Annotated in this window: 15 protein-coding genes; 8 read left to right on the forward strand and 7 right to left on the reverse strand. The window is 69.9% G+C overall.

Translation table 11 applies throughout. The features are described from left to right. From ACGFNK_RS39080 to ACGFNK_RS39100, 5 genes are all read left to right on the forward strand, one after another. Positions 1-141 (forward strand): transposase (locus tag ACGFNK_RS39080; RefSeq protein WP_393424372.1); only part of this gene is annotated, 141 nt, incomplete at its 5' end. A gap of 123 nt (positions 142-264) precedes the next feature. Beyond that, complete coding sequence (locus ACGFNK_RS39085) at positions 265-969, forward strand: MazG nucleotide pyrophosphohydrolase domain-containing protein (RefSeq protein ID WP_393423945.1); 705 nt, start codon at positions 265-267, stop codon at positions 967-969. A 353-nt stretch (positions 970-1,322) separates the two neighbouring features. Further along, positions 1,323-2,756: a DUF2252 domain-containing protein gene (locus ACGFNK_RS39090; protein ID WP_393423948.1), complete on the forward strand. Its 1,434-nt coding sequence runs from the start codon at positions 1,323-1,325 to the stop codon at positions 2,754-2,756. 36 nt (positions 2,757-2,792) lie between these two features. After that, positions 2,793-3,737, forward strand: a complete 945-nt coding sequence (locus ACGFNK_RS39095; RefSeq protein WP_393423951.1) for a hypothetical protein — start codon at positions 2,793-2,795, stop codon at positions 3,735-3,737. Positions 3,738-3,848: 111 nt separating this feature from the next. Further along, positions 3,849-4,178 (forward strand): rhodanese-like domain-containing protein, encoded by a 330-nt coding sequence (locus ACGFNK_RS39100; protein WP_393424375.1) that lies wholly within the window; start codon positions 3,849-3,851, stop codon positions 4,176-4,178. Between the two features lie 166 nt (positions 4,179-4,344). Here ACGFNK_RS39100 and ACGFNK_RS39105 read toward each other — a convergent pair whose 3' ends face one another. From ACGFNK_RS39105 to paaA, 6 genes are all read right to left on the reverse strand, one after another. Then, positions 4,345-5,481, reverse strand: a complete 1,137-nt coding sequence (locus ACGFNK_RS39105) for an acyl-CoA dehydrogenase family protein (RefSeq protein WP_393424378.1) — start codon at positions 5,479-5,481, stop codon at positions 4,345-4,347. Between the two features lie 166 nt (positions 5,482-5,647). Next, entirely contained in the window at positions 5,648-6,715 is a 1,068-nt protein-coding gene (locus ACGFNK_RS39110) for a 2Fe-2S iron-sulfur cluster-binding protein (RefSeq protein ID WP_393423954.1), read from the reverse strand. After that, positions 6,715-7,308, reverse strand: a complete 594-nt coding sequence (paaD, locus tag ACGFNK_RS39115; RefSeq protein WP_393423957.1) for a 1,2-phenylacetyl-CoA epoxidase subunit PaaD — start codon at positions 7,306-7,308, stop codon at positions 6,715-6,717. The genes ACGFNK_RS39110 and paaD overlap by 1 nt, the downstream gene beginning before the upstream one ends. Continuing rightward, positions 7,302-8,021 (reverse strand): 1,2-phenylacetyl-CoA epoxidase subunit PaaC, encoded by a 720-nt coding sequence (gene paaC / locus ACGFNK_RS39120; protein WP_393423960.1) that lies wholly within the window; start codon positions 8,019-8,021, stop codon positions 7,302-7,304. The genes paaD and paaC overlap by 7 nt, the downstream gene beginning before the upstream one ends. Further along, positions 8,018-8,305: a 1,2-phenylacetyl-CoA epoxidase subunit PaaB gene (gene paaB / locus ACGFNK_RS39125; RefSeq protein ID WP_033320367.1), complete on the reverse strand. Its 288-nt coding sequence runs from the start codon at positions 8,303-8,305 to the stop codon at positions 8,018-8,020. Before paaB ends, paaC begins: the two co-directional genes overlap by 4 nt. Then, the gene (gene paaA, locus ACGFNK_RS39130) at positions 8,302-9,312 is read right to left on the reverse strand and encodes a 1,2-phenylacetyl-CoA epoxidase subunit PaaA (protein WP_393423964.1); all 1,011 of its coding nucleotides are present in this window, start codon (positions 9,310-9,312) and stop codon (positions 8,302-8,304) included. Before paaA ends, paaB begins: the two co-directional genes overlap by 4 nt. 271 nt (positions 9,313-9,583) lie before the next feature. On the opposite strand from paaA, the gene ACGFNK_RS39135 reads away from it, so the two are divergent. The 3 genes from ACGFNK_RS39135 to ACGFNK_RS39145 are packed head-to-tail and all read left to right on the forward strand — an operon-like array spanning position 9,584 to position 12,476. Next, entirely contained in the window at positions 9,584-10,417 is an 834-nt protein-coding gene (locus ACGFNK_RS39135; RefSeq protein ID WP_393423967.1) for a DUF5819 family protein, read from the forward strand. Next, positions 10,414-11,682 (forward strand): HTTM domain-containing protein, encoded by a 1,269-nt coding sequence (locus tag ACGFNK_RS39140; RefSeq protein WP_393423970.1) that lies wholly within the window; start codon positions 10,414-10,416, stop codon positions 11,680-11,682. Before ACGFNK_RS39135 ends, ACGFNK_RS39140 begins: the two co-directional genes overlap by 4 nt. Continuing rightward, positions 11,679-12,476, forward strand: a complete 798-nt coding sequence (locus tag ACGFNK_RS39145) for a TrmH family RNA methyltransferase (protein ID WP_393423973.1) — start codon at positions 11,679-11,681, stop codon at positions 12,474-12,476. The genes ACGFNK_RS39140 and ACGFNK_RS39145 overlap by 4 nt, the downstream gene beginning before the upstream one ends. A gap of 19 nt (positions 12,477-12,495) precedes the next feature. On the opposite strand, the gene paaN is transcribed toward ACGFNK_RS39145, so the two are convergent. Further along, positions 12,496-14,190: a phenylacetic acid degradation protein PaaN gene (gene paaN / locus ACGFNK_RS39150; RefSeq protein WP_393423976.1), complete on the reverse strand. Its 1,695-nt coding sequence runs from the start codon at positions 14,188-14,190 to the stop codon at positions 12,496-12,498. Positions 14,191-14,209: the final 19 nt, after the last annotated feature.

The following is a 14,209-nucleotide window of genomic DNA, read 5'->3' on the forward strand; positions in this document are numbered from 1 at the left end:
CGCTGGACCATCGAACGCACCATGGCCTGGCTCGCCGGATGCCGACGTCTGCACCGCCGCTACGAACGCAAGGCCGACCACTTCCTCGCCTTCACAAGCATCGCCTGCACCCTGATCTGCTACCGCAGACTCACCAAATGAGATGACGTCTTAGAGCGTGGGAGCGATGCAATCGTCGTCCCGCTCCTCGGCCTGGCCGGGGAAGCTGGCTCCGTCGCCACCGTCTACAAGAAGTACCTGCGGGACGGTGCTGCCCACCGCACGATGAAGTCCCAGATGCGCGAGGAGCTCGGGGACGTCCTGTGGTATCTCGCTGTGATCGCGCGAGAGTTCGATCTCGATCTTGATGACGTCGCCATTGCGAGCCTTGGCAAGAATGCCGACCGCTGGAAGCCCACGGCGAGCGAGGAGATCATCCTTGACGTCGGCTATCCGGCGAACGAGCAACTGCCCCGCCAGGGCCGTTTCATCTTCGAGCTCAAGACCCTTCCCGATGGCCGAACGGCCAGCATGGTCACCTTGGAGGGACAGTCAGTCGGTGACCCCCTCACGGACGCGTCCCACATCCAAGACGGCTATCGATTCCATGACGCCTGTCACCTAGCTCATGCGGCAGTGCTCGGTTGGTCACCCGTTCTGCGGTCGTTGATGAAGCGCAAGCGCCGCAGTAACCCGGCCGTTGATGAGGCGGAAGACGGCGGACGGGCCATCGCTATTGAGGAGGGCATCTCCGCGCTTGTCTTCGCCTATGCGGCTGATCATGACTATCTGGCGGGCGTGCAGCGCCTGGACCACGAGCTGCTCGACACCATCAATCGCATGGTCGCGCACCTTGAAGTCAGCTGTCATCGCATCGCCGATTGGGAAAAAGCGATCCTCACCGGCTACGAGGTCTGGCGGACCCTCAACGAGCGTGGCGGAGGTGTCGTTGAGTTCGACATGACGCGGCAGTCCCTCAAAGTCGTATGACTGCGGAACTAGAGCCCGTCCTGGGCACTGGGAAACGATCTTGATGTCCGCGGGAAACGATCTTCGGCGACTCGGGCATAGCCCCTGGTCAGACAATTCCGTCGGTTCCCCACAGATGAAGCCCCGCAGGTCTTGGACCTGCGGGGCTTTCGCGTTGTCCGGACGCGGGCTGGGCGGTCCGGGCCGCCTCGGGTTCGGCTCGGGTCGCGCCGGGTCGTCTCGGGTGAGGACAATCACAGGGCAGACCTGGGTTTTTCCACAGGTGCGGAGTTGTCCACAGGGACTCACGCGGTTCGGCGCCCGGCGGTACCGTCGTGGCAAGTTGATGTTCGTGCACGGGGGAGGCGGTCCAAGTGAGCGAGAGCGGTAGCGCGGCGGCAGCGCGGGCTGAGCAGGCGGGACAGACCAGGGTTGCCGGGGTGCGCGGTTTCGCGCAGTGGCCGGCTCAGGGGTCCCCCAAGGAAGAGGGCAAGGCGCTGCGGGATCGGGTGCCGCGGGCCGCACACGCCGCCCAGGGCGGGAACGGGGACCGGCCTGGCGCCGTGACCGCCGTAGAGGAGTCCAACCGCGGCCGCATCCCCGAGCTCACGGCGATACGGGTCGGCAGGATGGCGGCCACCCCCTTCGCCTTTCTGCGCGGCTCCGCCGGACTCATGGCGTACGACCTGGCGCGTACGCCCATGACGGGCGTCGGAGCGCAGATCTGCGGGGACGCGCACGCGGCGAACTTCGGCCTCTACGCGGACGCGCGCGGTGGCCTCGTCATCGATCTGAACGACTTCGACGAGACGGTGCACGGGCCCTGGGAATGGGACCTCAAACGGCTCGCGACCTCGCTGGTCCTCGCGGGCCGGGAGGCAGGAGCGGACGAGGACACCTGCCGCAAGGCGGCGCACTACGCGACCGGCTCGTACCGGCGCACCATGCGGCTGCTCGCCAAACTCCCGGCCCTGGACGCCTGGAATGCCATCGCGGACGAGGAACTGGTCTCGCACACCGACGCCCACGACCTGCTGGGCACCCTGGAGCGGGTCTCGGAGAAGGCGCGGGCCAACACCAGCGGCCGCTTCGCCGCGAAGTCGACGGAGCCGGTCGAGGGCGGCGGGCGTCGCTTCGTCGACGCGCCTCCGGTGCTGCGGCGCATTACCGACGCGGAGGCAGCCGGGGTGGCGGCGTCACTGGAGCAGTACCTGACCACGCTCTCCGAGGACCGCCTCCCGCTCCTCGGGCGATACGCGGTGCACGACGTCGCTTTCCGCGTGGTCGGCACGGGAAGCGTGGGCCTGCGCTCGTACGTGGTGCTCCTGCTGGACCACCGTGGCGAACCTCTCGTCCTCCAGGTGAAGGAGACCCGCCCCTCCGCCCTGCTGCCGCACCTGAGGACGGCGGGCCTGACGGTGCCGGAGACCGAGCACGAGGGCCGCCGTGTCGTCCTCGGCCAGAAGCGCATGCAGGTCGTGAGCGACATCCTGCTCGGCTGGACCTCGGTCGACGGGAGGCCTTTCCAGGTACGTCAGTTCCGCAACCGCAAGGGCAGCGTCGACCCTGCGGCCCTCGCCGCAGACCAGATCGACGACTACGCCCGCATGACAGGCGCCCTGCTGGCCCGCGCCCACGCCCACAGCGCCGATCCCCGACTGATCGCGGGCTACTGCGGCAAGAGCGAGGAACTGGACGAGGCGATCGCGTCCTTCTCGGTGGCCTACGCGGACCGCACCGAGGCGGACCATGCGGAGCTGGTGGGGGCTGTGAAGGTGGGGAGGGTTGTGGGGGAGTTGGGAGTTTGAGTGGGCCGTCGGCTCGTAACCTAGGCTGGGTGGGTGATGACGCCGGAAGCTGAGCAGTCCCAGTCCGAGCCGCCTGCTGAGGAGGGGGCTGCGGCGCTGTCGGCGGATGATGCTCCACCGACAGGGGACGAGGCATCGGCCGGTGGGGATTCCGCCGAGGATTCCACGAGTGAGGATTCCGTCGGCGAGGGTGCCCGTGAAGAGCAGGTGCGGCCCGAGGAGCGGCTGGAGCGGGCCGTGCGTGCGGCTGAGCAGGCGTTGATCGAGTACGAGATCGCGGTGGAGACCTTCCGCATCGAGGTGGAGAATTTCTCCCGGTTGCACCACCAGAGGCTCGGGCCGATGTACGCGCGGCTCGACGAACTGGAAGCGCAGATCGCCGAGGCCCGGGCCGCCCGCACCGGCGACCCGGAGGACATGCGCAAGGCGCAGGAGGCGCGGGCCAGGGTCATGCCGATGCCGGGGGTCGAGGAGCTGTTCCACGACTGGCTCGACTCGGACGGGCTGTCCCCGGAGGCCTCGGCCATGCTGACCGAGCAGCCGGTACGGCCACCGCAGCGCGTGCGTCCGAGCGACGAGGCGCGCAAGCTCTACCGGGAACTGGTCCGAAAGGCGCACCCCGATCTGGCGCAGGACGACGCCGAGCGCCGGCGGCGCGACGAGTTCATCGCCCGGGTCAACGCCGCGTACGCCCGCGGGGACGAGGCCCTGCTCCAGGAGCTGTCCGAGGAGTGGGCCGCCGGGCCCGTAGCCAAGGAATGGCGCCCGAGCCGCGCCGAGGAGCTCTACGTCCGCCTCGAATGGCTCGCCGAGCGCAAGGAACTGCTCAGCCTCGTGGCCCGTGACCTGGAGGAGAGCGCGATCGGCGCGATGCTCAAGCTTGCCCCGGACGACCCCGACCGGCTGCTGGAGGAGATCGCCGAGCAGCTGCTGACTCAGGTGAGCGAGCGCGAGGCGGAGCTGGCGGGGTTGCTCGGCTAGCTGCACCGGGCTGCCGGTCGGCTTCACCGGGGCGTGGCTCCCCGTGAGGTGCCCCGGCCGCAGGTGGTGGGCGGGTCGGGTAGCGTCGGGCGTATGCATTTCGGAGCTGGTGTGCCCACGGTCGAGGTCGGGGATCTCGCGGACGGAGCCTTTCTGCTGGACGTCCGGGAGGACGACGAGTGGCAGGCCGGTCACGCGGCGGGGGCGCTGCACATCCCCATCAGTGAATTCGTGGCGCGCTACGGCGAGTTGACCGAGGCGGCGCCACAGGACGGCAGGATCCATGTGATCTGCCGCTCGGGCAGTCGCTCCGCGCAGGTCGCGATGTACCTCGTCCAGCAGGGCCTCGACGCGGTGAACGTCGCCGGCGGTATGCAGATCTGGGCCGCCACCGGCCGCACCGTCGTAGACGACAAGGGCCAGCCGGGCTTCGTGCTCTAGCGCTCCGCTGGGTGAGGCGGTCGAAGCTGCGGGTTCGTCGTGGCTGGCCGCCCCCCACTCTCGGCTTCTCCCTCACTCTCGGCTTCGCTCGCGCGGGGGGAGCCCCATAGCGGGGGATCCCCATCGGGGCGGAGCCGCAAAGTGGCCACGCGCTGGCCTCCGCCGCTCACCCCAGTGCATGCGCCGCCAGCAGATCGCCCAGCGTCTCCTCATGGGCTGCCGACGGGCCGAGGGAGAGCTCCAGGTGCTTGGCCCAGGCGTGGTAGCGGTGCAGTGGGTAGTCGGTGTCGGCGCCGAAGCCTCCGTGCAGATGCTGCGCGGTCTGTACGACGCGCCGTACGCCCTCGGAGGCCCAGATCTTGGCCACGGCGATGTCGCCGGACGCGGGCAGCGCCCCGCCCGCCCCCGTGCTGATCCGCCAGGCGGCCTGCCAGAGGGTCGCCTCCATCGCGCGCAGGTCGATATAGCGGTCGGCGGCCTGCACGGCCACCGCCTGGAACGTGGCGACCGGGAATCCGAACTGCTCCCGTTTGCTGGTGTATTCACTCGTCATCCCGAGAACGCCCTCGCCGAGGCCGAGCGCCAGCGCACACGTTCCGGTGGCGAGCAGATCCCGTAGCGATTCCCAGGCGCCGTCGGTGTCGATGACGTCGCGGGTGGCGAGGCGTACGGAGTCCAGCCGGAGTTCGCCGAGCCGCTCACCCGTCGTGGAGATCTGCTCGGCGAGCACGGCGCCTTCGTGGCCGCGCGGTACGAGGGCGAGCACGGCGCGGCCCGAACCGGTACTCAGAGCGGGTACGACGACAAAGTCCGCGTTGTAGACCCAGGGCACTGCTGTCTGCACCCCGTCCAGCACCCACACGTCGCCTTCCCGGCGTGCGGTGACGGCCTGTTCGGCACCGTCGTGTCCGGTACGGCCGTTCGCGGCGACTGTCAGCACCACTTCGCCCCGGCCTGCCCGCGCCAGCAGCTCCGCCTTCAACTCCTCACTGCCGTACGTCTGCACGGCCAGCGCCGCCGCACTGCTCTCCAGCAGCGGCACACGCGCGAGCACCTTCGCCGACTCGCGCAGCACCCGGCACAGCGCGATGGCGTCCAGACCCGCCCCGCCGTAGCGCGCGTCGAGCAGCAGGCTCAGCAGGTCGGCGTCGGCGATCTTGGCCCACAGTGCCCGGTCGAAGTCGTTCGCGACGGCGCCCGCAGTGAGTGCGGGTGAGGGCACCCCGTCCGGTGCGACCCCGGCGAACACCGCCTTCGCCGCCTCCGCGGCCGCCTGCTGTTCCTCGCTGAAGCTGAAGTCCACAGCCTGTCCTCCCACGTACCTGATCCATCGGACGGAGCTGATGGACCGACGATGGATCTGACGGAGCGTCAAGGTAGAACAGGTTCTATGAAAAGGGAACGGCGCGACAACAACGGAGCCACCGGCGAGCGAAGCTCACCACCGCCGAAACTCGACCGGGCGAAGCTCACCGGTCGAAGTCCAACTCCACCCTCTCCGTGGCCGGATGGGACTGGCACGCCAGTACATATCCCGCTTCCGTCTCCTCCGGTTCCAGCGCGAAGTTGCGGTCCATCCGTACCTCGCCGGAGACCAGGAACGCCCGGCAGGTCCCGCACACCCCGCCGCGGCAGGCATACGGCGCGTCGGGGCGGTTGCGCAGCACCGTCTCCAGGAGCGGCTCGCCGTCCTGCACGGGCCAGGTGCCTGCGCGCCCGTCGAGCCGCGCGGTGACCGTGCTGTGCGCGGGAGCCGGCACGGTGGCAGCCGGTGCGGCCCCGTCGTCGACGTGGAAGATCTCCTCGTGGATACGGCTCCGTGACACCCCGAGATCGCGCAACGCCCGCTCCGCCCCTTGCACAAGCCCGAACGGCCCGCACAGAAACCAGCCCGCCACCGCGTCGACCGGCAGCAGTGCCGGCAGCAGCTCCGTGAGCCGCTCCCGGTCGAGCCGCCCGGAGGGCAGGCCGGCCTGCTGCTCCTCCCGGGAGAGCACCGTCACCAGCTGGAACCGCTCCGGAAAGCGGTCCTTCAGATCGGCGACCTCTTCGAGGAACATCGTCGAGGCGGACGTACGGTCGCTGCGTATGAGGCAGAACCGCGCCTCGGGCTCCCGAGCCAGCAGCGTCGTGACGATCGACAGCACGGGTGTGATGCCACTGCCGCCGACCACCGCCGCATACAGCCCGGGTGCCGGTTCGAGCGTGAAGCGTCCGGCCGGTGTCATCACCTCCAGCTCGTCGCCCACGCCGATCTCCTTGAGCGCGTGCGTCGAGAAGGCCCCGCCCTCGACCAGCCGCACCCCGACCCGCAGCGTCCGGGGACCGGAGCCCTCCGCCGGGGCGGGCGCCGGCGAGCAGATCGAGTACGTACGCCGTATCTCCGTGCCATCGACCGTGTGCCGCAGCGCCAGGTGCTGGCCAGGTGCGTACCGGTACTCCTCGCGCAGCTCCGGCGGCACCGCGAAGGTCAGGGCGACGGAGTCGTCGGTGAGCCGGTCGACCGCGGCCACCGGGAGCGTGTGGAACCGGGCCATCACAACTCCTTGAAGTGGTCGAATGGTTCACGGCAGGACAGACAGCGCCGCAGCGCCTTGCATGCCGTGGACGAGAAGCGGCTGAGCAGCTCGGTGTCGGCGGAGCCGCAGTGCGGACAGCGCACGGGGTCCGCCTCCAGGCCCGCATCCGGTGGGGCGTCTTCCACCCCGCCGGGAGCGTGCGCGGCTGTCCGCGTCGGGCCGAGCGATATCGGAACCGGTCCTGTCGCCCGCTGTGTACGTGGCGGTGCTATCCCGAACTCCCTCAGCTTGCGGCGTCCTTCGTCCGAGATGTCGTCCGTCGTCCAGGCAGGGGACAGCACGGTCTGGACCGTCACCTCCGGCACTCCGTGCTCGAGCAGCACCTTCTCGATGTCCGCCGACATGGCCTCAACGGCCGGGCAGCCGGTGTAGGTGGGCGTCAGCTCGACGTCGACCGCACCGCCTCCACGGACATGGACCGCGCGGAGCACGCCCAGCTCCTCCAGGGTGAGGACCGGCAGCTCGGGGTCCGGCACGGAACCGGCGAGCCTGCGCAGCTCCTCCTCGAGGAGCGTCTCCGCCTCTTGGGAGGGCGTCGTTCTGGTCACCATGATGCCCCCGGGTGGCTGCGGTGCAGATGCTGCATCTCGGCGAGCATCCGTCCGAAGGGTTCCGTATGCAGCCCCTGGCGTCCGGCGCCCGCGGTCCATGCCCCGGATCGCGGCCCTTCCGGCACGTCGAGGGTCGCCCGGCGCAGGACGGCGGAGACGGACTCCAGCCAACTGGTCTCCAAATCCTTCCAGTTGACGTCCACACCCTCGACCGGCTGGAACAATTCACCGGTGTACCGCCACAGCGCCTCGCCCGCCCGATGCATCCGCTGACGGCTCTCGGCCGTGCCGTCTCCCAGTCGCAGCGTCCACTGCTCGGCGTGGTCCTGGTGGTAGGTGACCTCCTTGACGGCCTTGGCCGCGAGCGGGGCGAACTCGCCGTCTCCGGCAGCCAGTTCCGCGTACAGCAGTCGCTGGTAGGTGGAGAAGTACAACTGGCGGGTGATCGTGTGGGCGAAGTCGCCGTTCGGCTGCTCGACCAACTGGACGTTGCGAAAGGCGCGCTCCTCGCGGAGGTATGCCAACTGATCCTCGTCGCCTGCCATCGACAGGAGTACCCGCGCCTGGCCCAGCAGGTCGAGGGCGATATTGGCGAGGGCCACTTCCTCTTCGAGGACGGGCGCCTTGCCCGCCCACTCCCCCAGTCGGTGCGAGAGCACCAGGGCGTCGTCGCCGAGGGCGAGGGCGGCTGCGGAACCGGCGGTGACCGTCACAGGTGCTTGACCCCTTCCGGGATGTCATAGAACGTCGGGTGGCGGTACGGCTTGTCGGCGGCCGGTTCGAAGAAGGGGTCCTTCTCGTCCGGTGAGGACGCCGTGATCGCGGCGGACGGGACGACCCAGATGGACACGCCTTCGCCGCGCCGGGTGTACAGATCGCGGGCGTTGCGCAGTGCCAGCTCGGCGTCCGGCGCGTGCAGGCTGCCGGCGTGGGTGTGCGAGAGTCCGCGGCGCGAGCGTACGAAGACCTCCCACAGGGGCCAGTCGTTGGTGGTCATGCTCGCGCCTCCCCGTTGCCCGCGGCGTGTTTGCCGGCGTACGCCGCGGCCGCTTCCCGTACCCATGCGCCCTCTTCGTGTGCTTGCCTGCGCTGGGCTATCCGCTGTTCGTTGCACGGGCCATTGCCCTTGAGGACCTCCCAGAACTCCGTCCAGTCGATCGCTCCGAAGTCGTGGTGCCCCCGCTCCTCGTTCCACTTCAACTCCGGGTCGGGGAGCGTGAGTCCGAGGGATTCGGCCTGGGGGACGCAAATGTCCACGAAGCGCTGGCGCAGTTCGTCGTTCGAGTGCCGCTTGATCTTCCAGGCCATCGACTGCGCGGAGTGCGCGGACTCGTCGTCGGGCGGGCCGAACATCATCAGTGAGGGCCACCACCAGCGGTTCACCGCGTCCTGCGCCATCTCGTGCTGCTCCGATGTGCCGCGGCTGAGGGTCAGCAGCAGTTCGTATCCCTGGCGCTGGTGGAAGGACTCCTCCTTGCAGATGCGGACCATCGCGCGCGCGTACGGACCGTAGGAGCAGCGGCACAGGGGCACCTGGTTGGTGATCGCCGCGCCGTCCACCAGCCAGCCGATGGCGCCCACGTCCGCCCAGGTCAGCGTCGGGTAGTTGAAGATCGACGAGTACTTCTGGCGGCCGGTGTGCAGCCTGTCGAGCAGTTCGTCGCGGCTCGTGCCGAGCGTTTCCGCCGCGCTGTAGAGGTAGAGCCCGTGTCCGGCCTCGTCCTGGACCTTGGCCATCAGGATCGCCTTGCGGCGCAGGGAGGGCGCGCGCGTGATCCAGTTGGCCTCCGGCTGCATGCCGATGATCTCGGAGTGCGCGTGCTGCGCGATCTGCCGGACCAGCGTCGAACGGTAGGCGTCGGGCATCCAGTCGCGTGGCTCGATGCGCTCGTCGGCGTCCACGGCGGCGTCGAAGGCAGCCTCGTACGCCGCTGTCCGCGCGGCCTCGTCCGCCGTTCCGTCCGCCTGTGCCCGGGCGGTGCGGTGCGCGGCTGCTGTCGCCATGTGGTCCCCCTCGACCTCGATCAAGTGCTACCGACCGATCGTTCGGTTCGTCCGATTCAATGGTGGGTCGAGGGCCGTAAGGTGTCAACCGCTGTGGATAACCCGCTGTGGACAACGTCACGGTTGTGGCCGCTGTGCTCGCCGGGGCTGTGCCGGACGGGCGGCCTTAAGTACCGTGCCGGTGCGAACGTCGCGGCGCGGCACCCCGCGGGCGGTACGGCACCCGGCCGGCCGGCGACAGGAATCTGGCGGACATCGGAAACGGGGCGGAATGGACGCGTACCACGAGGGCTCGAACCCCCGGCACGAGCCGCCGGACGAGCCCGAGCCCGCCGCTGCCGACTCTCACCCGCCGAACGACCGCAAAGCCCTCGCCGCACCCCCGCCGCACCACCCGCCGCCCCCGCAGTACGACCCCGCGCCCCCTCCCCCCACCGGCATAGCCGCCCTTTCCCTCCCCTACCAGATCGCCGTCGCCCTGGCCCTCGCCGTCGTCGCGGTCGCCGCCTGTGTGCACCTCGGCACGATGTTTCTGCACGTCGCGCCCTCGAACACGGTCACCAAGCAGCACGGACAGGCGATCGACGAGTGGGTCTACCCCGAGTTCGAGCAGAACTGGAAGCTCTTCGCCCCCAACCCGCTGCAGCAGAACATCGCGGTCCAGGTCCGCGCCGAGGTGCGGGCCGCGGACGGCGGCATCCGGACGACCCGCTGGTACGACCTCTCCGCGCTGGACGGCGCGGCCATCGACGGCAATCTGCTGCCCAGCCACACTCAGCAGAACGCCCTGCGCCGCGCCTGGGACTTCTACGTGGGCACGCACGACAACGAGAACCGTCCCGACGGCCTGCGCGGCGCCCTCGCCGAGCGCTATCTGCGCCGCCTCGTGGTGCTGCGCCTGGACCGTGAGGAGGCGGGCGGCAGGGGCGCGGTCGTCCAGCAGGTCCAGGTCCGCTCCCGTACGACCAATGTGCCGCCTCCCAAGTGGAGCACGGAGCAGGTCTCCGACAAGCCTGTCTTCCGTGAACTGTCCTGGTGGCCGGTGACCGAGGCCGACCGTGCGGCGGGCACGCGCGACCCGGGAACAGAGGCGGGGGCCCAGTGAGCAGCGACGACCGCACCGGCACCCTCGAGAACAAACCCCGCCTCGACCGGAAGCTCGCACGCGGCATCTCCCAGGTCACCGGTTCGGCGCTCGCCCCGTACCAGAGCGCCGTCATACGCATCGGCTTCGCCGCCACCTGGCTGCTGTTCCTGCTGCGGGAGTTCCCGCACCGGCGGGAGATGTACGGGCCCGACGGCCCCTGGAGCTGGGACCTCGCCCAGCAGCTCATCGCGGACAACCATGCCTTCACGGCCCTGATGTGGTCCGACAGCCAGACCTGGTTCGAGATCGTCTACGCACTGGCCGTGCTGTCGAGCGCCCTGCTGCTGCTGGGCTGGCGCACCCGCGCCATGTCCGTGCTCTTCATGATCGGCGTGCTCTCGCTGCAGAACCGCAGCGTCTTCATGGGCGACGGCGGCGACAACGTCATCCACCTGATGGCGGTCTACCTGGTGTTCACGCGCTGCGGCCAGGTGTGGTCCCTGGACGAGCGGCGGGAACGTCGCGCGCGTGAGGCGCGCGCCCGTGGAGAGGGTTCCGGCCCGGACAGGGTGGGTCCCGCCCTGTGGGGCGTGCTCGGATTCCTGCTGGCCGCGGCCACGCTCGCGGGGAAGATCGACGGTGGCTTCCTGGGCGGCTGGCTGACGGTCTTGTGGGGGCTGTGGGCGGTGCAGGGCCTGTGGTGGGTCGTCTCACGCCGTGCGCGGACCGCCGAGCCGCGCATCTTCCTGGACATCGTCGCCAATCTCGTCCACAACGCCGCCCTGTTCGTGATCATGGCCGAGGCATGCCTGATCTACGCGACCGCCGGCTGGTACAAGATCCAGGGCTCGCGCTGGCAGGACGGCACCGCCGTCTACTACCCGCTCCACCTCGACTACTTCTCGCCCTGGCCCGCCCTGTCCGACCTGCTGACCGCGAACGGCACGCTGTTGATGCTGGTGACGTACGGGACGGTCGTCGTGCAGGTCGCCTTCCCCTTCACACTGTTCAACCGGCGGGTGAAGAACGTCCTGCTGGCAGCCATGATCACCGAGCACGCAGTGATCGCCGTGGTCCTCGGTCTGCCGTTCTTCTCGCTCGCCATGATCGCGGCGGACGCGGTCTTCCTGCCGACGTCCTTCCTGCGCCGCCTCGGCGGATGGGCGGCACGCGCGCGCGTGCGGCTGTTCTCACGCGGCCGCCCGGCGCTCCCGGGGCCACGTAAGGGCGATCAGCGCACCCCGGAGGAGGCAGAGCACACGCACGTAGGCTTCACCGCATGACGGCCCCCCACGACCCCGTACGCGCCTGGCGCCGGCTCGCCGACACGTCCGTACTGCTCGACGGCTTCCACGCCCTCAAGCACGCCGTACGCTTCCATGCCGAGGTCCCGGTGGCCGTCACCGCCGACCGGCGGGCGGCCCTCGCGCTGGCCGAGGAGCTGGCCCCGGACGTACGGGACACGCTCGACGGGACCCTGGCAGAGGTCCCGGAGGACGTCTTCCAAGCCCTCGTCCCCCGGCCGCACCCCACCGCGGTGGCCGCTTTGGCGGTACGTCCCTCCCGTGCGGCCAACCTGGATGCGCTGGCCCGCGCGCCGCGCCCTGCCCCCGTCGTGGTGCTCGACAATCCACGCAACCTGGGCAACGCCGGAGCCGTGATCCGCCTCGCCGCCGGCTTCGGGGCGACCGGTGTGATCACCACGGGCACCCTCGACCCCTGGCATCCCACGGTCGTACGCGGCGGGGCGGGGCTGCACTTCGCGACGGCCGTGGAGCCGCTCGCCGTGCACGAACTGCCCCCCGGCCCGGTGTTCGCCCTCGACCCGGAGGGCGAGGACATCCGTGGCCTCAAGCTCCCGGACGACGCCCTGCTCGCCTTCGGCTCCGAACGCAGCGGGCTGTCACCCGAACTGCGTGCCCGCGCCGATCACTTGGTGTCCCTGCCGATGCGCTCCCAGGTCTCCAGCTACAACCTCGCCACCAGCGTGGCCATGACCCTGTTCCACTGGAGCGCCGCCGGGGGCGGAGCCGGCAGCGCGTCTGTGCCGGGCGGCCCTGACGTCCGCCCGGCCTGAGCGTCCGGAAGACGAAGGCTCACGCCTCCCGGCGTAGCTCCACCACCCGGAAGCGGTTCGCCACGAATGCCCCGTCGCACAGGGCCGCGTTCGCCGCCGGGTTGCCGCCCGAGCCGTGGAAGTCCGAGAAGGCCGCCGTCTGGTTGACGTACACCCCGCCGGTCAGGTTCAGCGAGAGCTGGGCGCACTCCTCCAGGCAGGCCTCCTGGACGGCCTGCTCGACCTCCTGGGAGGTGGTGTATGCGCCGACTGTCATGGCGCCCTTGTCCCTGATCGTCCGCCGCAGCAGCTCCACGGCCTCCTCGGCCGAGTCGACCGCGACCGCGAACGAGACCGGACCGAAGCATTCGCTCATGTAGGCCGCTTCGGCATCGGGCTTGGCGCCGTCCAGCTTCACGATCACGGGCGTACGGACGATCGCGTCCGGGAACTCCGGATTGTGGATCTCCCGTGAGGCCAGGGCGACTTCGCCAAGACCCGACGCGGCCTCCAGGCGGGCCTTCACCTCCGGGTTCACGATCGCGCCGAGCAGGGCGTTCGCGCGGGCGTCGTCCCCGAGGAGGCCGCCGACCGACTTCGCGAGATCGGCGACCACCTCGTCGTACGACTTGGGGCCGTCCTCCGTACGGATGCCGTCGCGGGGGATCAGCAGGTTCTGCGGGGTCGTACACATCTGGCCGCTGTAGAGGGACAAGGAGAAGGCGACGTTCGACAGCATCCCCTTGTAGTTGTCGGTCGACTCCACGATCACCGTGTTGACGCCGGCCTTCTCCGTGTAGACCTCCGCCTGCCGGGCGTTGGCCTCCAGCCAGTCGCCGAATGCCGTCGAGCCCGTGTAGTCGATGATCCGGATCTCGGGGCGGGTGGCCAGGGTCTTCGCGATGCCCTCGCCGGGGCGCTCGGCGGTCAGGGCCACCAGGTTCGGGTCGAAGCCCGCCTCGGCGAGCACCTCGCGCGCCACCTGGACGGTGAGGGCGAGCGGGAGCACCGCGCGCGGGTGGGGCTTCACCAGGACCGGGTTGCCCGTGGCCAGGGAGGCGAACAGGCCCGGATAGCCGTTCCACGTCGGGAAGGTGTTGCAGCCGATCAGCAGGGCGATTCCGCGCGGCACCGGCGTGAACTTCTTGCTCAGTGCGAGGGGCTCACGCTTGCCCTGAGGCTTGGTCCACTCCGCGGTGTCAGGGGTGCGGACCTGCTCCACATACGCGTACGCCACCGCCTCCAGGCCGCGGTCCTGGGCATGGGGGCCGCCCGCCTGGAACGCCATCATGAAGGCCTGGCCACTGGTGTGCATGACCGCGTGTGCGAACTCATGCGTGCGGTCGCTGATCCGCTTGAGGATCTCCAGACACACCACCGCACGCATCTCCGGGCCCGCGTCGCGCCATGCGCGCTGCCCGGCCTTCATGGCGGGCAGCAGGACGTCGATGTCCGCGTGCGGATATGTGACACCCAACTCGATGCCGTACGGGGAGACTTCGCCACCCACCCAGTCGTCGGTGCCGGGCTGGCCCAGGTCGAGGCGGGTGCTCAGGAGGGCGTCAAAGGCGGCCTTGCCTTCCGCCAGGCTCAGGCTGCCGTTCTCGCCGTACGCCTTGGGGTGCTCGGGGTGCGGGGACCAGTACGCGCGCGTGCGGATCGTTTCCAGCGCCTGGTCGAGGGTGGGCCGGTGCTGGGCGATCAGCTGGTGCGCGGTGAGTTCGGCGGCGGCCATCAGGGACCAACTCCTCGTC

It is taken from the genome of Streptomyces sp. NPDC048825 (genome assembly GCF_043198355.1).
GTDB classification, from domain to species: Bacteria; Actinomycetota; Actinomycetes; order Streptomycetales; family Streptomycetaceae; genus Streptomyces; species Streptomyces xiangluensis.